This is a genomic window from Methylorubrum thiocyanatum, assembly GCA_014138645.1.
In the GTDB taxonomy this organism is placed as follows: domain Bacteria; phylum Pseudomonadota; class Alphaproteobacteria; order Rhizobiales; family Beijerinckiaceae; genus Methylobacterium; species Methylobacterium thiocyanatum.
Map to the genome: position 1 here is coordinate 36959 of JACJIB010000001.1, position 20318 is coordinate 57276.

A 20318-nucleotide genomic window follows, 5' to 3' on the forward strand; every position below is an offset into this window, starting at 1 on the left:
GATAAGGGACGTTGACCGTAGCAGCGCCGGGTTAAGGCTTCGTTTCGCGCCGGGCCCGGGCCGCGGCGGAGTCTGCCTGCATCCCGCTGACGAGCTCCAAGGCGCGCGCCAGCATGCCGTCCAGCCGCTCCTGGAGGAGATCCTGGCCCTGCGGCGACAGGCGGCCGCCCGGCGCCAGCGAGACCTCCTCGTCCCCCTCGCGCGCGGCATCCTTCACGGCCTCGTCCCACATCCACGCGACGGCGAGCATCAGGTGGCCGAGGGCGCGGGGAGACCGGCTCGCCGCGGCGCGGCCAAGCAGCGACAGGATGGCCGGCGGCAGGCCGTGCGAGAGGATCCGCCCGCGCATCATCGAGCGCGTGTTCATGCCGGTGATGGCCGAGAGGTCGCTGGTCCACTCTCGCGGCCCGAACAGCCGCCGCGCCGCGGTGTCGATGGCCTCCCAGAGGGGCTCGGCGATGGCGTCATGCTCCACGGGCTGCCCGTCGATCAGGGCCTGGCGCCCGTCGTAGGACAGCACCGAGCCCACGTTCCGGGCGGTGATGACTGCGCCCAGTTCCTTGAGCCGGGTCGGGTTCACGAGCCCGACGGGCGTACCCACGACCGGCACGCCGTCGGGGATCGGGTGGAGCATGATGCGCACTGAACGGACGGTCCTGAGGAGGGCGCGAGGATCCGCGCTCCCGACGTTCCTGCCACCGCGAGCCGCCACAGGCCAGGGTTAACGCGGTCGCCGACGCCGCAGGCCGAATGGTTCGTATACGCGACATCTCGGGGGCGGGGCGGTCCGGATGTCGCGTATAGAGGCCACTGTCGGAACCGCATGGTTAACGCGGTCGCCGACACCGGCCGCCGGGCAACTCATATAGCTTGTGTCGGGGGCCCCGGGGGCCCGGATAACTCATTTACGAGTTCATCCAGGCCCCCGCCGCCGTCAACATGGTTACCGCAACCGGCGGCAGGACCCCCTGTTCCGGGGCCGCGCCGAGGGTAGCCTGAGGGGCATGAAGAAGGCGCATCCCATCCGCTGCCGGGCGCTCGCCGCCCGCCGTGCCCGGCAGGCCCGCACGCTTGCGGCCCGCCGCCAGGTCGAGGCCATCGCCGACAGGGTGGCCGTGGACCTCGACGCGCTGGCGAGGTTCGGCATCGTGCGCATCCCGACGTCCGCCCGCACCCGTCCCTACGACCCGTTCATCGACAGCGACATCCGCCCGAGGATCCCGAGGCTGCCCAGCTTCGAGCCGCTCGAACTCATCGCGCTGCCGGCCTGGGAGGCCGCCACGCCGCCGGCGTCCGGGATGCAGTTCGACGCCGAGGGCAACCCGACCGCCTACGTCATCCCATTGGATCCGCCGGCCCGCACCCGCGACGCCGACCTGCCTGCTGTGGGGTCCTTCCATGGCTGAGCCCAAAGACGTCGTGACCTAGTGCGAGGAGAACCTCACCCTGCGGGCGCCTGACGGCCGGGAGAACCACTTGCGCCTCCACTGCTACCAGCAGGGCATCCTCGACGCGTGGACGCCGGGGTGCACCGTCAGAATCCTCAGCGAGGAGGAGCGCCGGCGGCTGTGCGGTCCGAACCTGATGGAACTGGTCTGCCTGCAGTTGGCGCTCGATGCCGGCGGAGAAGTCGTGGTCTACGAGCGGGCCGACGACGCGAGGAGGGGAGCGTGAGCGTCCGCATCACCGCCACGATGGGCGGCTTCACCCTGCAGCCTTGGGAGCCCCCCGCCGCCCCCGGCGAACCGCCCCGACGAGTTCTGGTGGATCGAGTGGGCCGAGGGCATGCCGCTTGAGCCGGCCCGCATCGAGTATCGGGAAGGGCGCCCGGCCCAGATCTCCGAGATCAGGTCGGACTACGCCATGGACCTCGCCGAGCGTGGCGTGCGCCTGGTCGAGCCTGTCCTGCCGCCGGGCCGGATCGCCGCGGCGGTCTCCAAGTTGGAGGAAGCCGTCGCCGGCTGGCCGGTGCTCGACTGCGTCTTGGACGACGCAAGGGAGGCCCTGGCCATCCTCAAGGGAGAGCCGGCCGCCTAGCGCAGCCCCGCGAGCACGGCCGCCTCGACCGCCGCGCCCAGGCCTTCGGTCTCGCGTCCGTGCTCGCGGACCTCATGGACCAGCGCAGACGCCCGTCCTCGGCGGACGACGACCGTGCTGCGCTCCGGGCCGACCATCACCCGCACGGTGATCTCGACGATGGCGCCGGCGCCGGGGCCGTCCTCGACGGGATAGAGGGGGGCGTCGCTCATGGCGGCGATGATCGCTGGGGCCGCGGCCGCCGGCAATCGGGGTGACGAAGCGGTCCAAATCCCACACTCCGGCCGCGCGGTCCCCGTGCACGGCGGCCGCGCCCCGGCCGGGGGGAGCTTGCCACGGCATGAGAGTGGTCCCCGAACGCGCGTTCGAGGACCCCTTCTGATTTCATACGAGCGAGGGAATGCCGGGTCCGCGCGGGGGAATTCACCCGAGCGTGTGAACGGTACTTTGTACCATCATATGGTTGTATAAGGGTACAAAGTACCCTATGTCTCCTACCAGACAGGAGGCAGCCATGAACAAGCAGATCGACAAGGCCAATCTCTTCCGGAACGCCTGGAGCATCGTCCGCCACACGGCGATGGACCTCGACCTCACACCCGAGTGCGCCCGCCAATTCTTCGGCGCGGCCCTCCGCAAGGCCTGGGCGCAGGCCCGCGCCGAGGCGGCCGCCCCCACCGCTCCCAAGACCGCCATGCTCACGTTCCATACCGGCAAGGGCCGCCGCGACCGCGCCTGGCTCGCCAGGGTCACCGGCACGGATGCCCGCTTCGGGTTCGCCCGCCAGTTCCTGCGCGGCCAGGAGTTCTGGGACAACGGCAACAAGGTCCGGTTCGACATCGAGCTCGTCGAGGGCGCAGCGTTCGAGGACAACTCCTACGGCTACTACGTCGTCCGTGACGGCGCCCTCGGGGAGCTGGCCGACAAGGCCGCCTTCACCGCCCTGTTCGCCTGAGCCTCCCAGGAGCCCGCCCCCATGTCCAACCGCGCTCGCCTCGTCTCCCTCATGGAGCGCCTCGCCCTCTCGAAGGGCGACGTCGCCCGCATCGCCCGCGCCAGCGATGCCACCGTCGATTCGTGGCTCAAGCCCGAGACCAGTAAGAGCCACCGCGTCTGCCCGGACGTGGTGCTCGCCGTCATCGAGCACGGAGCCGGGGATCCGATCTGCGCGACGGCGTCCGAGGCGGCCGACGTCCTGGGCGTCACCGTCGCCCGCGTCCGTGCCATGGCCATCGACCTGCAGGTCGGGCTCGGCGGCGCCCTGTGGGCAGCCGGGCAGGACGAGGTCCTCGCCCGCGTCGAGGCCGGCGAGCCGGTCACTCTGGCGTTCGGCACGGTGGCGTTCCTCGTCCTGCCCGGCTGGGCGTTCGTGCCCCTGCAGGGACGGGACGGACGCCGGTGCAAGTTGGCCATCCGGGCCCGCATTGTCGCCGGCGCCGACGGAGGCCGCCGCCTCGACACGCAGGCCGATGACTGGGCCGACGAGGCCACCACGCGGGCGGAGGCCTCCACGGCGGCCGCCGTCGCCGAGAGGATGGAGGAGGTCCGCGTGCTCGGCCTACGCCGCGTCGAGGCCCTCGATGCCGGCGACGAGGCCGAAGTCCGGCGCATCGACAAGGTCCTCGACCTCGTCGGGCGGTCGGTCGAAGCGGTCGGAACGTAGGGGAGCGTGGTATCCCGGTGGTATCCGTCAGATAGAGGGATACCACCGAACTAGGCTATGTGCCTATAATTGTTGGAGCGGGCGATCGGGATCGAACCGACGACATTCAGCTTGGGAAGCTGACGTTCTACCACTGAACTACGCCCGCATCCGGCCGCTCAGGAGGCGCTGGCGCCTCTTTGAGCCGGACGATGCCTTCCGAAGCCGGAGACATCGGGAGGCTGTCATTTTCATAAGCGATGGCCGGCGCCTGTCCACCCCAAAAATGCGCGCGCTGTCGGATCCGCTGCGATCAGGCGGATCCGGTCTCGTCGCGGGACCGGATTCCGGCGCTGCGGCCGGCGATCAGCCAGTAGACGAGGCCCGAAACCGCGCCGGCGAGAAGCAGGATCGCGGCGAACCGGGCCTCGGCCGCCGCGGCCTCCGAGCCGGAGGGTGGGGCTGCGCCGCCGCGGGCGAGCCAGGGCAGGAGTGCCGTCAGGCCGCCCGAGGCGGCGGCGTACCAGATCGGAGAGCGCAGCCCGAGGGTCTCGCCGAACAGTGCGGCGAGCGTCGGTGGCAGGATCAGCAGGAGGCCGAGCGCCTGGGCGAGGCCGAACGCCGCCATCACCGCCACCTCCGGCGGAATGCCGTCGGCGAGGTCCGTCAGGCCAGCCATCAGCCCGACGAGGCCAAGCCGGCCGAAGGCCTCGCGGAAGGACGGGTCGAGGAACACGCCGGCCGCGAGCGCCAGCGTTCCGGCGGGTACCGCCATCACCAGGGCGAAGGCCGCGAGCAGGAGGCGTCCCAGCAGCCGCATCGGAAGGTCGGATCCTTGCCCCGCACCGTCGGCCGGCGGGACGGAGCGAGCGATATGTCGTCCGAGCCGGGCCGGGCAAGCCGCCGGTGGCGATCGTGCCGGTCCAGGCCTTGAATGCCCGCCACGTCGCCTCGATCCCGGTGAGGCCGATCGCCCGGTGAGGCCGACCGCATGGGAACGCAGGGCTTGGAAGCGGCCTCGCGGCGCGGCATGCCCGGCTCGGTTCGCTTCCTCGAAAGGGCTCCCGTGCCCTGACCGTCCCGGTCGCCCGGGATTCGACGGGGCTCAGCAGTCGAGCGTGGTGTCGCGTTCCCACTGCGTCAGGTGGCGGCAGTAATCGTCCCATTCCTGGCGTTTGAGCTTGAGGTAGCTCGGTACGAAGGCGCCGAGCGACTCGTTGAGGACCGAACTCGCCTCGAGCGCGCGCAGTGCGTCGAGCAGGTTGAGCGGCAGGCGCTTGACGCCCTCGACCGTATGCCCGTCCGTGTACATGTTGATGTCGAGGCGCTTGCCGGGATCGCGCCGCTCACGGATGCCGTCGAGACCGGCGGCGAGGATACCCGCCTGGAGCAGGTAGGGGTTGGCCGCCCCATCCGCGAGGCGGAACTCGAAGCGCCCGCCATCGGGGATGCGGATCATGTGGGTGCGGTTGTTGCCCGTATAGGTCACCGTGTTCGGCGCCCAGGTCGCGCCGGAGGTCGTGCGCGGCGCGTTGATGCGCTTGTAGGAGTTCACGCACGGGTTGGTGAGGGCGGCGAGCGCGTCGGCGGAGTGGATCAGGCCGCCGATGAAGTGGTAGCCGAGCTGAGACAGGCCGATCTCGTCGGAGCGGTCGGAGAAGACGTTCTGGCCCTCGCGCCAGAGCGAGACGTGGGCGTGGCAGCCCGAACCCGTGAGATCCATGAACGGCTTGGGCATGAAGGTCGCGCGGAAGCCGTGCTTCTCGGCGATCGAGCGGGTCATGTACTTGAAGAAGGCGTGCCGGTCGGCGGTGATCAGCGCGTCGTCATAGTCCCAGTTCATCTCGAACTGGCCGTTCGCGTCCTCGTGGTCGTTCTGGTAGGGCTTCCAGCCGAGTGCCAGCATCGCGTCGCAGATCTCGGTGATGACCTCGTAGCGGCGCATCAGGGCGGACTGGTCGTAGCAGGGCTTGGTCTGCTTGTCGGCGGTGTCGGCGGGTTCCGAGCCGCAGGGCGTGATCAGGAAGAACTCGCACTCGACGCCGGTCTTCATCTGCAGCCCTTCCTGGGCTGCCTCCTTGATCAGGCGCTTGAGGATGTTGCGCGGGCCCTGCTCCACCGCCTCGCCGTTCATGACGAGGTCGGCGGGCAGCCAGCCGACCTCCGGCTTCCACGGCAGCTGGATCAGCCCTTCGGGGTCGGGCATGGCGAGAAGGTCGGCGTCCGCCGGGCTCATGTCGAGCCAGGTGGCGAAGCCGGCAAACCCCGCGCCGTTGCGGCAGGTGCTGGCGATCGCGGCGGCCGGCACCAGCTTGGCGCGCTGGGTGCCGAACAGGTCGGTGTAGGACACCAGGAAATACTTGATGCCGCGTTCGCGGGCGGCGACTTCGAGTTCGTGCGTCATTGCAAGAAATCTCCCGGTGTCATCGGACCCACGTTGGTCCCACCCAAGAAGCCCATTCAACAAGAAGCCCATTCAAGAAGAAGGGCCGCCTCGAAGCGTTCGGGGCGGCCCTCGCAGGTCAGAGGCCGGCCTTGCCGGGGATCCAGCCGGTGCCGGCGAGCGGCACCTGCGCCATGGCCGCGGCCTCGATGGTGAGCGCCACCAGATCCTCGGGCTCGAGATTGTGCAGGTGGCTCTTGCCGCAGGCCCGCGCGATCGTCTGGGCTTCCAGCGTCATCACCGCGAGGTAGTTGGCGAGACGGCGGCCGGCGAGTTCCGGATCGAGGCGCTTGGCGAGTTCCGGGTCCTGCGTGGTGATGCCGGCGGGGTCGCGGCCCTCGTGCCAGTCGTCGTAGGCGCCGGCCGTGGTGCCGAGCGCCTCGTACTCCGCCTGCCAGCGCGGGTCGTTGTCGCCCAGCGCGATCAGGGCGGCGGTGCCGATGGCGACCGCGTCGGCGCCGAGCGCCAGCACCTTGGCCACGTCCGCGCCGGAGCGGATGCCGCCGGAGACCACGAGCTGCACCTTGCGGTGGAGTCCGAGATCCTGGAGCGCCTGCACGGCGGGGCGGATCGCGGCGAGCGTCGGGATGCCGACATGCTCGATGAACACGTCCTGCGTCGCGGCGGTGCCGCCCTGCATGCCGTCGAGCACCACCACGTCGGCACCGGATTTGGCCGCGAGCGCGGTGTCGTAATAGGGCCGCGAGGCGCCGACCTTGACGTAGATCGGCTTCTCCCAGTCGGTGATCTCGCGCAGCTCCTCGATCTTGATCGCGAGGTCGTCCGGCCCGGTCCAGTCCGGGTGGCGGCAGGCGGAGCGCTGATCGACGCCCGGCGGCAGGCAGCGCATGCCGGCGACGCGCTCGGTGATCTTCTGGCCGAGCAGCATGCCGCCGCCGCCGGGCTTGGCGCCCTGGCCGATCACCACCTCGATGGCGTCGGCCTTGCGCAGGTCGTCCGGGTTCATGCCGTAGCGGGACGGCAGGTACTGGTAGACCAGGGTCTTGGAGTGGCCGCGCTCCTCCGGCGTCATGCCGCCGTCGCCCGTGGTGGTCGAGGTGCCGGCGATGGTGGCACCGCGCCCGAGCGCCTCCTTGGCGTTGGCCGAGAGCGAGCCGAAGCTCATGCCGGCGATGGTCACCGGCGTCTTCAGGTGGATCGGCTTCGAGGCGAAGCGCGAGCCCAGCACCACCTCGGTGCCGCAGCGCTCGCGGTAGCCCTCCAGCGGATAGCGGCTGATCGAGGCGCCGAGGAACAGCAGGTCGTCGAAATGGGGCAGCGCCCGCTTCGCGCCCGCGCCGCGGATGTCGTAGATGCCGGTCGCCGCCGCACGGCGGATCTCGGACATCACGTCGGGGGTGAAGGTCGCCGACAGGCGCGGTTTCGTGCGCGGAGCGGCCCCGGAATCCTTGCGGTGATCCGTCATCAGTAGGCTCCGGCGTTGTCGACGTGGAAGTGGTAGAGGGTGCGGGCCGAGCCGTAGCGGCGGAATTCGCTCGGGCTCACCTCCCCGGTGAGGCCAGCGGCGGCGAGCTTGTCGGCCAGCTGCTTCAGATGCTCGTCGCGCATGGGCTTCTCGACGCAGTCGGCGCCGAGGCTCTTCACCGAGCCGCGGACGTAGAGCTTGGCCTCGTAGAGCGAGTCGCCGAGCGCCTCGCCCGCGTCACCGAGCACGGTCAGGGTACCGGCCTGGGCCATGAAGGCCGACATGTGGCCGATCGAGCCCTTCACGACGATGTCGACGCCCTTCATCGAGATGCCGCAGCGGGCGCCCGCATTGCCGTCGATGATGAGCATGCCGCCATGCGCCGTGGCGCCGGCCGACTGGCTCGCATCGCCCCGCACGTGGACGAGGCCGGAGATCATGTTCTCGGCCACGCCCACACCCGCATTGCCGTTGACGAGAACGGTCGCGAGCTTGTTCATGCCGGCGCAATAATAGCCGACATTGCCCTCGATCTCGACGCTGATCGGCGCATCGAGCCCGGCGGCGATGGCGTGGCGCCCGTCCGGACCGGTGACGGTCCAGTGGGTCTCGTTGGTGTCGGGCCGCAGGGCGTGCAGGGTCCGGTTCAGGTCGCGCAGCGGCGCGGTCCGCAGATCGAAGTTCGGCATCACAGGCGCTCCCCGGAGGCGTGATCGGCGCCCATCGATCTCTCGACTTGGCGCTCCCACGCGTAGACCTTGGCGGGCTCGGGCTCGAACACCCGGGCGGTGTCGATGCCGGGCAGGCCGACCAGCGCCCGGTACTCGGAGCCGAAGGCGACGTAGTCGTCGGTCTCGGCCATCACCGCGGGCTTGCAGGCGATGGGGTCGCGCACCACGGCAAACCCCGTCTCGGTGCCGACCACGAAGGTGAAGAAGCCGTCGAGGTCGGTCAGGCTCGATTCGAGCGCCTGCTCCAGCGAGGCGCCCTCGCGCATGCGCCAGCTGAGGTAGCCGGCGGCGACCTCGGTGTCGTTCTGGGTGGCGAAGCTCAGGCCCTCGTGCCGGAGGCGGCGGCGCAGGTCGTTGTGGTTCGACAGCGAGCCGTTGTGGACGAGGCACTCGTCGGTGCCGGTGGAGAAGGGGTGGGCGCCGTTCGTCGTCACCGCGCTCTCGGTGGCCATGCGGGTGTGGCCGATGCCGTGGGTGCCGGACATGTTCTCCAGGGCGAAGCGCTCGGCGACGGAAGCCGGCAGTCCGACCTCCTTGTAGATCTCCATCCGCTTGCCCGCGCTCACCACGTCGATGCCGGGGGCATGGGCGGCGAGCCACGCCCGGATCTCCGCCCCCCGCTCGGCGGGGACCGTGAGGACGGTGTGGGTGTCGCGCTCGGTGGCCGGCGCCGAGAGGGCCAGCGCCTGTTCCATCTTCGCGACCGCGCTGCGCAGCGCCTCCGGACCGGGGCCGCGCAGGGTCAGCTTCACGCTGCCGGCATCCGAGACGCCGTCCGAGCCGTAGACCGCGAAGCCCGCGCTGTCGGGACCGCGATCGGTCATCGTTTCCAGCATCTTGGACAGCATCGCGCCGAGTTGCGGTTCAAGCTTCGGATTCTTGAGAAATAGTCCGACAATACCGCACATCGGCGTCGCCCCGTCCTTTCGATCACTGTCGAGTTTGATCGCATGGTGTTGCGGTCGCGTCAACTAACAAGCACGAAAATTTCCTCTCATGAAACTGATGCGGGTCGTGACGGTCCGACCGGTCGCCTCGCATTCGAGGCTGACCCCGCATCTCGCGATCGCGGCGCGTCCGCAGGCCGGTTGCGGTCCGGTCCGGACGGGGCATTCCCCCTCGGTCTGCCGCCTCAATCGGCCGCTTGCGCCTGCCGCCTGCGCCGCCGCTCGGCCCGGGACAGCTCGTCCGCACTCGCAAAACCCGTCGCGGTGGCGATCTCGGCACGGCTGAGCGCACTTTCCCGGCCGAGCTGGTGCGCCCGGTCGAGCCGCAAATGCAGGTAATGGCGGTGGACGCCGTATCCGAGCCCGTCGCGAAACAGCCGCTCCAACTGCCGCACCGAGACGCGGGCGAGATCGGCCAGGGCTTCGCGCGCAAGCGGCGCCTCGACATTCGCCTCCATCGCCGCGAGCACCCGCAGCAGGCGCGGGTCACGCACGCCGAATCGTTGGCGCAGGTCCATCCGCTGCGGGCTCAGACCCTCGCGGATCTGGTTGTGCAGGAACCAGTCGCTGACCCCGGCCGCGAGCCCGGCGCCGTGGTCGCGGCCGATCAGGTCGAGCATCAGGTCGAGCGCGGCGATGCCGCCGGAGCAGGTGATCCGGTCGCCCTGGATCTCGAACAGCGAGCGGACCACGTCGATCTCGGGATAGCGCTCCTCGAAGGCCGGCACGTGCTCCCAGTGCAGCGTGCAGCGGCGGCCGGCGAGCAGACCGGCGCGGGCCAGCAGGTAGGGACCGCCGGAGATGCCGCCGAGCGTCGCCCCGTGCCGTGCCAAGCTCCGCAACCACGCGAAAAGCGGCGGGTCGTCGAACTCGGCCGGGTTTCCGCCCGCGCAGACGAAGACGCGGTCGGCGGCGATGTCTCCTGAGCCGATGGCGACGTCGGTGAGGATGCCGAGCCCGTTCGAGGCCTGCACCACCCCGCCGCCGGGCGCCGCGTGCCACCAGCGGTACAGTTCGCAGCCCGACAGGGTGTTGGCCGCCCGCAGCGGCTCGACCGCCGCCGTGTAGGCCATCAGCGGGAAGTCCGGCACCAGCACGAAGCCGACCGTCAGGGCCGCGGGGTTTTCCGCCCGCGGCGACTTCCGCCCCGGCCGGGTACGGGTTTCGGGCTCGTCTCGCATTTCTACGCGATTTGCCGGAATCGTGTCGCGAAATGCAAGTCGGGCGGCGGACGATGTCGGCTAATGCTGAGGGCAGACGACGAAACGCCGACGACCAGCGGATCACCGCATGCGCTATTCTCTCTTCAGTGTCCTGGGACAGGCCCTGCGCGGTCAGCGCGACTGGACTCCGCAATGGCGCGATGCGGCTCCGCAGGAGGCCTACGACGTGGTGATCGTCGGCGGCGGCGGGCACGGGCTCGCCACCGCCTACTACCTCGCCAAGGAGCACGGGATCACCAACGTCGCCGTGCTGGAGAAGAGCCATATCGGCTCCGGCAATGTCGGGCGCAACACCACCATCGTGCGCTCGAACTACGGCCTGCCCGGCAACATCCCGTTCTACGAGCGGTCGATGAAGCTCTGGGAGGGGCTGGAGCAGGACATCAACTACAACGCCATGGTCAGCCAGCGCGGGGTGCTGAACCTGTACCACTCGGACGCCCAGCGCGATGCTTACGCCCGCCGCGGCAACGCCATGCGGCTGGCCGGGATCGATGCCGAGCTGCTCGACCGCGAGGGCGTTCGGGCGATGGTGCCGTTCATCGATTTCGACAACGCCCGCTTTCCGGTGAAGGGCGGCCTCATCCAGCGCCGCGGCGGCACCGTGCGCCACGATGCGGTGGCCTGGGGCTATGCCCGCGCGGCGAGCGACCGGGGTGTCGACATCGTCCAGAACTGCGCCGTCACCGGCATCCGCCGCGAGAACGGGCGCGTCACCGGGGTCGAGACCAGCCGCGGCTTCATCCGCGCGGGGAAGGTCGCCCTGTCGGTGGCCGGCTCCTCGTCGCTCCTCGCCGGCATGGTCGACATGCGCCTGCCGATCGAGAGCCACGTGCTCCAGGCCTTCGTCAGCGAGGGCGTGAAGCCCCTGATCGACTGCGTCATGACGTTCGGAGCCGGCCACTTCTACGTCAGCCAGTCGGACAAGGGCGGCCTCGTCTTCGGCGGCGACATCGACGGCTACAACTCGTATGCCCAGCGCGGCAATCTCCACACCATCGAGGACGTGATGGAGGGCGGCATGGCGCTCTGGCCGGGCCTCGGCCGCCTGCGGCTGCTGCGCCACTGGGGCGGCATCATGGACATGTCGATGGACGGAAGCCCGATCATCGACCGCACCGAGATCGGCGGCCTCTATCTCAACGCCGGCTGGTGCTACGGCGGCTTCAAGGCGACGCCGGCGGCCGGCTTCTGCTTCGCCCACCTGATCGCCCGCGACGAACCCCATGCGGATGCGAGCGCCTACCGCCTCGACCGCTTCGCCACCGGCCACCTCATCGACGAGAAGGGCATGGGCGCCCAGCCCAACCTGCACTGAGGCTTCACTGGCGGCGCCGGCTCTGCCGACGCATCCGCCGCACGGGCGGCGACGCGCAGTCGCGCTTGCGATGCCCGCTCCAGCGGGCACCGATCTCTAAGAGGACGACACGCCATGCGCATCCGATGCCCCTTCTGCGGCGAGCGCGACAACGGGGAGTTCAGCTATCTCGGCGACGCCGCGCCCCGGCGCCCCGACGGGCTCGAGGCCTCGGCGCAAGCCATGCACGACTACGTGTATCTCCGCGACAACCCCGCCGGGACGATCCGCGAGCTCTGGTATCACGCCGCCGGCTGCCGCTCCTGGCTGGTCGTGACCCGCGACACCCGCACCCACGCCATCGAATCGGTCGAGCCGGCGCGCGACGTCGCGCGGGCGCGCCGCTCGGGAGAGGCCGCATGACCACGCTCGCCCTTCAGCGCGCGGAGGCACCCGTCTCCGCGACCTCGGCCGACCAGCCCTTCCGCACCGCTGCCGGCGGCCTGATCGACCGGAACCGGCCGCGCGACTTCACCTTCGACGGGCGCCGCCTCACCGGCTGCCACGGCGATACGCTGGCCTCGGCGCTGCTCGCCAACGGCGTGCGCCTCGTCGGCCGCTCGTTCAAGTATCACCGGCCCCGCGGCATCCTCTCGGCCGGTTCGGAGGAGCCGAACGCGCTGGTCGAACTCCGCTCCGGCGCCCGGCGCGAGCCCAACACCCGCGCCACCATGGCCGAACTCTACGAGGGGCTGGAGGCGACGAGCCAGAACCGCTGGCCGACGCTCGCGGTCGATGCGCTCTCGGTCAACGCGCTGCTCTCGCCGGTCTTCGCGGCGGGCTTCTACTACAAGACCTTCATGTGGCCGGCGGCCTTCTGGGAGAAGCTCTACGAGCCGATGATCCGGCGCGCCGCGGGCCTCGGCCGCGCCGCCGACGCCCCCGACCCGGACATCTATGACCACGCCTACGCCCATTGCGACGTGCTCGTCATCGGCGGCGGCCCGGCCGGCCTGTCGGCGGCGCTCGCTGCCGGCCGCTCCGGCGCGCGGGTGATTCTGGTCGACGAGGATTTCGCCACCGGCGGCCGCCTCCTGGCCGAGCGGCGCGAGATCGGCGGCGCGAGCGGGGCCGACTGGGCCGCCCGCGCGCTGGCCGAGCTGGAGAGCCTGCCCGAGGTGCGCATCCTGTCGCGCACCACCCTGTTCGGCGTCTACGATCACGGCGCCTACGGCGCGGTCGAGCGCGTCTCCGACCACCTCGCCGTGCCGGCGGCGCACGCCCCGCGCCAGAGGCTGTGGCGGATCGTGGCTAAGCGCGCGGTGCTCGCGGCCGGCGCCATCGAGCGCCCGCACGTCTTCGGCGGCAACGACCGGCCCGGCGTGATGCTGGCCGGCGCCGTGCGGACCTATCTCAACCGCTACGGCGTACTGCCGGGCCGCCGCTTGGCCGTGTTCACGTCGAGCGACGACGGCTGGCGCACCGCCGCCGACGTGCTCGCCGCGGGCGGCGAACTCGCGGCGGTGATCGACACCCGGCCCTCCGTTCCCCCCGCTCTGCGCCGCATGGCGGAAGCCGCCGGGGCGCGGGTGGTGACGGGCGGATACGTCGCCGGCACCAAGGGCCATCTGGGTCTGAGCGCGATCCAGGTCGTGGACGGCTATCACAGCGTGGAGACGATCGCCTGTGATGGCCTCGCCATGGCCAATGGCTGGAACCCGGTGGTGCATCTCGACTCGCACCTGTCGCGCCGGCCGGTCTGGGACGAGGCGATCCACGCCTTCGTACCGGGCACCCTCCCCTCCGGCATGCAGGCCGTCGGCGCCGCCGCCGGGCGCTTCACCCTCGCCGAGTGCCTGGAGAGCGGCGCCCGGGCCGGCGCCGAGGCCGCGACCGCCTGCGGCTTCACCGCCACGACCGAGGCGACCCCGCAGACCGATCCGGAGAGCCTGGATCACACGCCGCTCTGGCGGGTGCCGAAGCCTCTCGGAAAGGCCTTCGTCGATTTCCAGAACGACGTGGCTGCCTCCGACGTCGAACTCGCCCACCGCGAGGGGTTCCGGGCTGTGGAGCTTCTGAAGCGCTACACCACGCTCGGCATGGCGACGGACCAGGGCAAGACCTCGAACCTCGCCGGCCTCTCGATCATGGCCGAGCTGACCGGCAAGGACATCCCGAGCGTCGGCACCACGGTGTTCCGCCCGCCCTTCACGCCCGTCGCCATCGGCGCCTTCGCCGGCCACCACCGCGGCAAGGATTTTCGCGCGACCCGCCACGTCCCCTCGCACGCCTGGGCCGAGGAGAACGGCTGCGTCTTCGTCGAGACCGGCCTGTGGCTGCGTCCCGCCTACTTCCCAAGGGCCGGCGAGACCGATTGGCTCGACACCGTGGTGCGCGAGGTCGAGACCGTGCGCGCCCGCGTCGGGGTCTGCGACGTCACCACGCTCGGCAAGATCGACATCCAGGGCCGCGACGCGCTCGCCTTCATCGAACGGGTCTGCGCCAACCCGTTCGGCACGCTGCCCGTCGGCAAGGCCCGCTACGCCGTCCTCCTGCGTGAGGACGGTCTCATCCTCGACGACGGCACCATCGCGCGGATGGGCGAGACGCACTACGTCATGACCGCCTCGACGGCGAACGCCGCCAAGGTGATGCAGCACCTCGAATTTTGCCGGCAATGGTTATGGCTGGAGCTCGACGTGCAGCTCGCCTCGGTGAGCGAGCAATGGGCGCAATACGCGGTCGCCGGCCCCCGCGCCCGCGATACGCTCCGCCGGATCGTCGATCCCGGCTTCGATATTTCGAACGACGCCTTCCCGTTCCTCGCCTGTGCCGACGTCACCGTCGGCGGCGGCATCCCGGCGCGGCTGTTCCGCATCTCGTTCTCGGGCGAACTCGCCTATGAACTCGCGGTGCCGGCGGCCTACGGCGACGCCGCGTGGCGGGCGATCATGCAGGCGGGCCTGCCCTACGGCATCACCGCCTACGGCTCGGAGGCGCTCTCGGTGATGCGCATCGAGAAGGGTCATGCGGCGGGCGCCGAGATCAACGGCCAGACCACCGCCCGCGACCTCGGCCTTGGCGGGATGCTTGCCAAGAAGAAGGACTATATCGGCCGCCTGATGAAGGAGCGCCCGGCCTTCACCGATCCGGACCGGCCGGTTCTGGCGGGCTTCCGTCCGGTCGATCCGAGCGCGCGGCTGCGGGCGGGCGCGCATTTTCTCGCGCGCGATGCGGCGCCGAGTTTGGAGGCGGACGAGGGCGTGATGACCTCGGTGGCCTACTCGCCGAGCCTGAGGACGTGGATCGGCATCGGCCTGATCCGGCGCGGACCGGAGCGCCACGGCGAGCGGGTGCGCGCCTACGATCCGGTGCGCGGCGCCGACATCGAGGTCGAGATCTGTTCGCCGGTCTTCGTCGACCCGAAAGAGGAGAAGCTGCGTGTCTGAGCCGGCAACGATCCAAGCGTCCGCCTCTCTCTGGCAGCCTCGCAGCGCCTGGGGCGGTGCACCGCGTGCCGGGCGGCACGGTGCGCCAGGGCAGGCCGGCATCCGCCTGACCCTGCTCGAAGGGCGCGGCCTCGCCACGCTCGTCGCGACCGAGGGAAACGAAGCCGGCCTACAGACCGTGTTGGCCGAGCGCTTCGGGCTGTCCGCACCGGAAGCGGGCGGAGCCGCCTTCGAGGGCGAGCGCGGTCTGGTCTGGTCCGCGCCCGGCCAGTGGCTCGCGGTGGCGCCCTCGCCCCACGCCCTCCGGGATCTGCCCGAGGCCCTGCGCGGTCTCGCCGCCGTCACCGACCAGAGCGACGGGCGCGCCCTGGTGCGAGTCTCGGGACCGCAGGCCCGTGCCCTGCTTGCCAAGGGCGTGGCGGTCGATCTGCATCCCCGCGCCTTCGGGCCGGGCCGGGCGGCGGTGACGAGCATCGCCCATATCGGCGTGCAGCTCTGGCAGCGCGATGCGGGCCCGAGCTACGACATCGCGGTCGCCCGCAGCTTCGCCGGCAGTTTCTGGGCATGGCTGGAGCATGCCGCGGCCGAGTTCGGCTACGAGGTCGCCACCGTCCAGGGCTGACCCCCGAGGCCCGCGCCCTATCCCACCCCCGTCGGTCCGTCGATGACCCGCCGCACCCGGCGGGCCAGCTCCATCCGCTTGTAGGGCTTGTTGATGATCTCGAACTCGGTGCCGCCCGCGTCGGTGCGCTCCATCGAGGCCTCGGCGTAGCCGGTGGTCAGCAGCACCCTGATCCTGGGCTGGCGCTCCCGCGCGGCGCGGGCCAGCATCACACCGTTCATGCCGCCGGGCATGATGAGGTCGGTGAACAGCAGGTCGATGCGCCCCTCGCCGTCCAGGATGTCCAGCGCCGCCACGGGGTTGTCGACCACGAGGACCGTGTAGCCGAAATCCTCCAGGATGGTGCCGGCGGTCGCGGCCACGTCGGGCCGGTCGTCCACGACCAGCACCGTCTCGGTGCCGTGCCGGTCGGCGGCACGGGTCGTGGGCTTGATCTCGTCCTCGACCTTCTGGTCCGAGGCGGGGAAGAGCAGCCGCACCGTTGTCCCGTGCCCGACCTCGGAATAGATCTTCACCGACCCGCCGGACTGCTTGGCGAAGCCGTAGACCATGGCGAGGCCGAGCCCCGTGCCCTTGCCCTCCCCCTTGGTGGTGAAGAACGGCTCCATCACCCGCGACAGGATCTCGGAGGGCATGCCGAGGCCGGTATCGGTAACGGAGATCACCACATAGGCGCCGGGCGGCACCGTCTTGTAGAGGGCGGTGTCCTCGTCCTCGATCAGCAGGTTCTCGGTCCGCACCGTCACCGTGCCGCCGTCGGGCATCGCGTCGCGGGCGTTGAGGAGCACGTTGAGCAGGGCCACCTCGGCCTGGGTCGGGTCGATGCGGGTCGTCCAGAGATCGGGCGCGAGCACGGATTTCAGGACGATGTCGTCGCCGAGCGTCCGCCCCGCCATCTCGCCCATGCTCTCGACGAGGCCATTGAGATTGAGCAGCCGCCCTTCGAGCCGCTGCTTGCGCGAGAAGGCCAGGAGTTGATGGGTGAGCTTGGCGGCGCGGTCGGTCGCCGCCCGCACCGCCTCCCCCGCGCGGCGCATCCGCGCGACGTCGAGGCTGGGATGCTCGAGCAGCGCCAGCAGCACCTCGTTGTGGCCCGAGACGACCTGCAGCAGGTTGTTGAAGTCGTGGGCGATGCCGCCGGTCAGCTGCCCAAGACTCTCCATCTTCTGAGACTGATGCAGCGATTCCTCCGCGTCGCGGCGGCGCGACACGTCGAGCTGCGAGCCGAAGAAGTAGACGAGGTCGCCCGAGCGGTTGAAGACCGGGCTGACGAACAGCGCGTTCCAGAACGAGGAGCCGTCCTTGCGGTAGTTCAGGATCTCGGTGGCGAATTCCCGATGCTCGCGAATCGCGTCGCGGACGTCCGAGACGGTGTCGCGGTCGGTGTCCGGTCCCTGGAGGAAGCGGCAGTTGTTCCCGATCAGCTCATCGACCGTGTAGCCGGTCATGCGGATGAAGGCGCGGTTGGCGAAGATGATCGGGTTGTCCGGCTGGCGCGGATCGGTGACGATCATCGGCATCCGCGTCCGTTCGACGGCCGCGAAGAAGATATCGTGATGCTGATCGATGACGCCCGCCGCGCCGCTGCCCGAGACCGGCGTATTGGGGCCGGGCGCGCTCGGCTTCTCGGGCGAGGAGGGCATGGGCGTGTTCCAGCGGGTGCGACCCACTGGGCCGGATTGCGCCTAACAATCCGATGTTACGCGTGACCGTTCCATAGCCAATTCGGCCGGTTGAACACTTCGTGAACGACACAAGGTCGCAGCGTGGCCTTTCAAGCCACCCAAGGTTCGGCCGAATGCTTCCGAAGGACAAGCGGACCCGGCCGGAAGCCGAGCCCGCGGATCCGCATCGAACGATGCCGACTCAGACGTGAATCGCCCGCTTGTCGACGGCGAGCGCGGCTTCCTTGACCGCCTCCGTCAGCGTCGGATGGGCGTGGCAGGTGCGGGCGATGTCCTCGGCGGAGGCCGCGAACTCCATCGCTACCGCGACCTCGGCGATGAGGTTGCCGGCATCCGCGCCGACGATGTGCACGCCGAGCACGCGATCCGTCTTCTCGTCGGCGAGGATCTTCACGAAGCCGTCGGTGGTGCCGTTGGCCTTGGCCCGGCCGTTGGCCGTGAAGGGGAACTTGCCGACCTTGTAGCCGATGCCGTCCTTCTTCAGTTCCTCCTCGGTCTTGCCGACCGAGGCGACCTCCGGGAAGGTGTAGACGACGTTCGGGATCACGCCGTAATTCACGTGCCCCGCCTGCCCGGCCAGGATCTCGGCGACCGCGACGCCCTCGTCCTCCGCCTTATGGGCGAGCATCGGCCCGGCGATCACGTCGCCGATGGCGTAGATGCCGGTGACATTGGTGGCGTAGTGGCTGTCGGTCTCGATGCGGCCCTTGTTGTCGGTGGCCACCCCCACCGTCTCCAGCCCGAGCCCTTCCGTGAAGGGCACGCGGCCGATGGCCACGAGCACCACGTCGGCCTCGATTGTCTCCGCCTCGCCGCCCTGAGCCGGCTCGACGGTGACGGTCGCGCCGCCCTTCTCGGCCACCTCGACCCCCGTCACCTTGGTCGAAAGCTTGAAGACCATGCCCTGCTTGGCCAGGATGCGCTGGAACTGCTTGCCGACCTCGCCGTCCATGCCCGGCAGCACGCGGTCGAGATACTCGATCACCGTCACCTCGGCGCCGAGCCGGCGCCAGACCGAGCCGAGTTCGAGCCCGATCACGCCGGCGCCGATCACCACGAGCCGCTTCGGCACCTCGGCGAGTTCGAGGGCGCCGGTGGAGGAGACCACCGTCTTCTCGTCGATCTCGACGCCGGGCAGCCGCGTCACGTCGGAGCCGGTGGCGATGACGATGTTCTTGGTCTCCAGCATCTGGTTGCCGCCGTCGTCCGAGATCACCTCGACGCGGCCGGCTCCGGCGATGCGGCCGCGGCCGTGATAGGCATCGACCTTGTTCTTCTTGAGCAGGAACTCGACGCCCTTGGTGTTGCCGTCGACGCCGCCCTGCTTGAACGCCTGCATCTTCTTCAGGTCGAGCTTCGGCGTGCCGACGTCGATGCCCAATTCCGAGAAGTGCTTGTTGGCCTCCTCGAAGGCTTCCGAGGCGTGCAGCAGCGCCTTGGACGGGATGCAGCCGACATTGAGGCAGGTGCCGCCGTGGGTCGCCCGCTTCTCGACCACCGCGGTCTTCAGCCCGAGCTGGGCCGCCCGGATGGCGCAGACATAGCCGCCGGGGCCGGTGCCGATGACGACGAGATCGTAGCTCATGGAAGGGTCTGTCCTCGTGATGGCGTGTCGATTGAGCCGGCGCGCTCCCAGGCCTCGATGACGGCGAGGAGTTGCGGCGAACGGGATGCGGTGAGGTCGCGGGCGTAAGCGGGATAGGTCTTCCGCTCGTCGCCGATCTGCAGGTAGGGCGGCATCAGGAGCGGTGCGCCGTGCCGGACGAGGCGTTCCAGCGCTGCCGGCTTGTCGAGGCGGATCGCTTCGAAGGTGAAGGTGCCTTGCGTCTCTTCGATCGGCGTTTCGGGCGCGATCCGCCCCGCATCCAGAAGCGCCGCGAAAGCCGCGTGGTCGTCGCACCTCAGGGCCTCGTAGCCGCGCGCGCTGTCACGCCGCTGCGCCGGGCTCAGCGCGGCCAGAGCCGCAGTGACGGCGACCTTCCGGGGATCGCGCCCTTCCCCGTTCTCGATCACACCGAAATCCGTGACGAGCCGGAGCATCCGCCCGCCCGCGTCGAGGCCCCAGTAGGAGGCGTAGACGCCGTCGCCCCAGCCGCTGGCGAAGACCGCGACCTGGGCCGGCTCCTCGGGCAGCGGCCGGTGCATCACCCAGTTCAGATCCGAGTCCTTGAGCTCGTCCGCGAGCACGTCGTCGTAGTAGTTGCTGTATCTCGCGTTCCGCTTCTGCTCCTGCGCATCGCGGCGCTGCATGGCATCGCGAGCGACCGGGTCCATGAAGCAGCCGAGGCCGGCATCGACGGGGTAGCCGAAGATCTCGCCCGCCTTCAGGGTGGCGATGTCCTGACCTGGCACGAGAGCGAGGTCCCAGTGCTCCGGCGTCCCGTCGGCGATGCGCAGTTCCGCCAGGGCGACGCGGTCTTGCGCGCGGTAGAGCGTGACGGGATAGTCACCGGGCGGAACCGTGCGGGTGAAGGCCGGGCGCTCGGGCTGCACCAGGGGGTCGGCCGCGATCACCGCGCCGCTCGGCAAGGGCAGCCTGCCGAGCGTCATGCGGGTGATGCCCCGCTCCCGCAACTCGTCCTCCGTCAGTCCGGTCACCGACAGGTTGGCGTCGTTCTCTCTCGCGTCGTAAGGCTTGTCGGCCACCGGTCGGTCTCCGTCGCGACCTGCCCGCTGCCACGGGAAGAGCTTGGCGAGCGACGCCGCGAGCCCGGCCCCGACCGCCGCTGCGGCGAGACCGAGGAGGGCGCGCCGGCTCGGTTCGGACAATCGAGGCATGGTCATTCAGCCGGTCGCGTGGCCGGATTCGCGCGCCC

The 20318-nt window shown here is 70.2% G+C and carries 20 protein-coding genes and 1 tRNA gene; 9 read left to right on the top strand and 12 right to left on the bottom strand.

Going from position 1 to position 20318, the window contains the following annotated elements:
• Positions 1 to 31 precede the first annotated feature (31 nt).
• Positions 32 to 634 carry a hypothetical protein gene (locus HNR51_RS00175; protein ID WP_239681656.1) on the bottom strand — a complete coding sequence of 201 codons (603 nt, stop codon included), beginning with the start codon at positions 632 to 634 and terminating at the stop codon, positions 32 to 34.
• A gap of 370 nt (positions 635 to 1004) precedes the next feature.
• Here HNR51_RS00175 and HNR51_RS00180 point away from each other — a divergent pair, with 370 nt between their 5' ends.
• From HNR51_RS00180 to HNR51_RS00190, 3 genes are all read left to right on the top strand, one after another.
• Positions 1005 to 1406 carry a hypothetical protein gene (locus tag HNR51_RS00180; protein WP_239681654.1) on the top strand — a complete coding sequence of 134 codons (402 nt, stop codon included), beginning with the start codon at positions 1005 to 1007 and terminating at the stop codon, positions 1404 to 1406.
• A gap of 70 nt (positions 1407 to 1476) precedes the next feature.
• Positions 1477 to 1674: a hypothetical protein gene (locus HNR51_RS00185; protein WP_182553633.1), complete on the top strand. Its 198-nt coding sequence runs from the start codon at positions 1477 to 1479 to the stop codon at positions 1672 to 1674.
• Positions 1675 to 1785: 111 nt separating this feature from the next.
• A complete protein-coding gene (locus HNR51_RS00190; RefSeq protein ID WP_182553634.1) occupies positions 1786 to 2037 on the top strand; it encodes a hypothetical protein in 252 nt (83 codons plus the stop codon).
• Here HNR51_RS00190 and HNR51_RS00195 read toward each other — a convergent pair.
• On the bottom strand, positions 2034 to 2249 hold the full coding sequence (locus HNR51_RS00195) for a hypothetical protein (protein WP_182553635.1): 216 nt from the start codon (positions 2247 to 2249) through the stop codon (positions 2034 to 2036). The two genes, HNR51_RS00190 and HNR51_RS00195, sit on opposite strands and share 4 nt — an antisense overlap.
• Before the next feature lie 302 nt (positions 2250 to 2551).
• On the opposite strand from HNR51_RS00195, the gene HNR51_RS00200 reads away from it, so the two are divergent.
• The gene (locus tag HNR51_RS00200) at positions 2552 to 2992 is read left to right on the top strand and encodes a hypothetical protein (protein WP_182553636.1); all 441 of its coding nucleotides are present in this window, start codon (positions 2552 to 2554) and stop codon (positions 2990 to 2992) included.
• 21 nt (positions 2993 to 3013) lie between these two features.
• On the top strand, positions 3014 to 3700 hold the full coding sequence (locus HNR51_RS00205) for a YehS family protein (protein ID WP_182553637.1): 687 nt from the start codon (positions 3014 to 3016) through the stop codon (positions 3698 to 3700).
• A 73-nt stretch (positions 3701 to 3773) separates the two neighbouring features.
• Here HNR51_RS00205 and HNR51_RS00210 read toward each other — a convergent pair.
• From HNR51_RS00210 to HNR51_RS00240, 7 genes are all read right to left on the bottom strand, one after another.
• Positions 3774 to 3848, bottom strand: a tRNA-Gly gene (locus tag HNR51_RS00210).
• 144 nt (positions 3849 to 3992) lie between these two features.
• Entirely contained in the window at positions 3993 to 4499 is a 507-nt protein-coding gene (locus HNR51_RS00215) for a hypothetical protein (protein WP_012453483.1), read from the bottom strand.
• 285 nt (positions 4500 to 4784) lie between these two features.
• Entirely contained in the window at positions 4785 to 6083 is a 1299-nt protein-coding gene (glnT, locus tag HNR51_RS00220) for a type III glutamate--ammonia ligase (protein ID WP_012453484.1), read from the bottom strand.
• 118 nt (positions 6084 to 6201) lie between these two features.
• Entirely contained in the window at positions 6202 to 7548 is a 1347-nt protein-coding gene (locus HNR51_RS00225; protein WP_182553638.1) for an FMN-binding glutamate synthase family protein, read from the bottom strand.
• Entirely contained in the window at positions 7548 to 8237 is a 690-nt protein-coding gene (locus HNR51_RS00230) for a GltB/FmdC/FwdC-like GXGXG domain-containing protein (RefSeq protein ID WP_182553639.1), read from the bottom strand. Before HNR51_RS00230 ends, HNR51_RS00225 begins: the two co-directional genes overlap by 1 nt.
• Entirely contained in the window at positions 8237 to 9187 is a 951-nt protein-coding gene (locus HNR51_RS00235) for a class II glutamine amidotransferase (RefSeq protein WP_152276488.1), read from the bottom strand. The genes HNR51_RS00230 and HNR51_RS00235 overlap by 1 nt, the downstream gene beginning before the upstream one ends.
• Before the next feature lie 224 nt (positions 9188 to 9411).
• Entirely contained in the window at positions 9412 to 10407 is a 996-nt protein-coding gene (locus HNR51_RS00240; protein ID WP_152276489.1) for a GlxA family transcriptional regulator, read from the bottom strand.
• 109 nt (positions 10408 to 10516) lie between these two features.
• On the opposite strand from HNR51_RS00240, the gene HNR51_RS00245 reads away from it, so the two are divergent.
• The 4 genes from HNR51_RS00245 to HNR51_RS00260 all read left to right on the top strand — a co-directional run bounded on the left by HNR51_RS00245 (position 10517) and on the right by HNR51_RS00260 (position 15817).
• The gene (locus tag HNR51_RS00245) at positions 10517 to 11767 is read left to right on the top strand and encodes a sarcosine oxidase subunit beta family protein (protein ID WP_141950995.1); all 1251 of its coding nucleotides are present in this window, start codon (positions 10517 to 10519) and stop codon (positions 11765 to 11767) included.
• A 114-nt stretch (positions 11768 to 11881) separates the two neighbouring features.
• Positions 11882 to 12169, top strand: a complete 288-nt coding sequence (locus tag HNR51_RS00250) for a sarcosine oxidase subunit delta (protein WP_182553640.1) — start codon at positions 11882 to 11884, stop codon at positions 12167 to 12169.
• Positions 12166 to 15195 (top strand): sarcosine oxidase subunit alpha family protein, encoded by a 3030-nt coding sequence (locus HNR51_RS00255; protein WP_182553641.1) that lies wholly within the window; start codon positions 12166 to 12168, stop codon positions 15193 to 15195. Before HNR51_RS00250 ends, HNR51_RS00255 begins: the two co-directional genes overlap by 4 nt.
• Positions 15188 to 15817 (top strand): sarcosine oxidase subunit gamma, encoded by a 630-nt coding sequence (locus HNR51_RS00260; RefSeq protein WP_182553642.1) that lies wholly within the window; start codon positions 15188 to 15190, stop codon positions 15815 to 15817. Before HNR51_RS00255 ends, HNR51_RS00260 begins: the two co-directional genes overlap by 8 nt.
• A 17-nt stretch (positions 15818 to 15834) precedes the next feature.
• On the opposite strand, the gene HNR51_RS00265 is transcribed toward HNR51_RS00260, so the two are convergent.
• The 3 genes from HNR51_RS00265 to HNR51_RS00275 all read right to left on the bottom strand — a co-directional run bounded on the left by HNR51_RS00265 (position 15835) and on the right by HNR51_RS00275 (position 20286).
• Positions 15835 to 17460 carry a hybrid sensor histidine kinase/response regulator gene (locus tag HNR51_RS00265; RefSeq protein ID WP_012453493.1) on the bottom strand — a complete coding sequence of 542 codons (1626 nt, stop codon included), beginning with the start codon at positions 17458 to 17460 and terminating at the stop codon, positions 15835 to 15837.
• A 223-nt stretch (positions 17461 to 17683) separates the two neighbouring features.
• Positions 17684 to 19087, bottom strand: a complete 1404-nt coding sequence (lpdA, locus tag HNR51_RS00270; RefSeq protein ID WP_182553643.1) for a dihydrolipoyl dehydrogenase — start codon at positions 19085 to 19087, stop codon at positions 17684 to 17686.
• Positions 19084 to 20286, bottom strand: coding sequence for a DUF4241 domain-containing protein (locus HNR51_RS00275; protein ID WP_182553644.1), 1203 nt, complete (start codon positions 20284 to 20286; stop codon positions 19084 to 19086). The genes lpdA and HNR51_RS00275 overlap by 4 nt, the downstream gene beginning before the upstream one ends.
• Positions 20287 to 20318 lie beyond the last annotated feature (32 nt).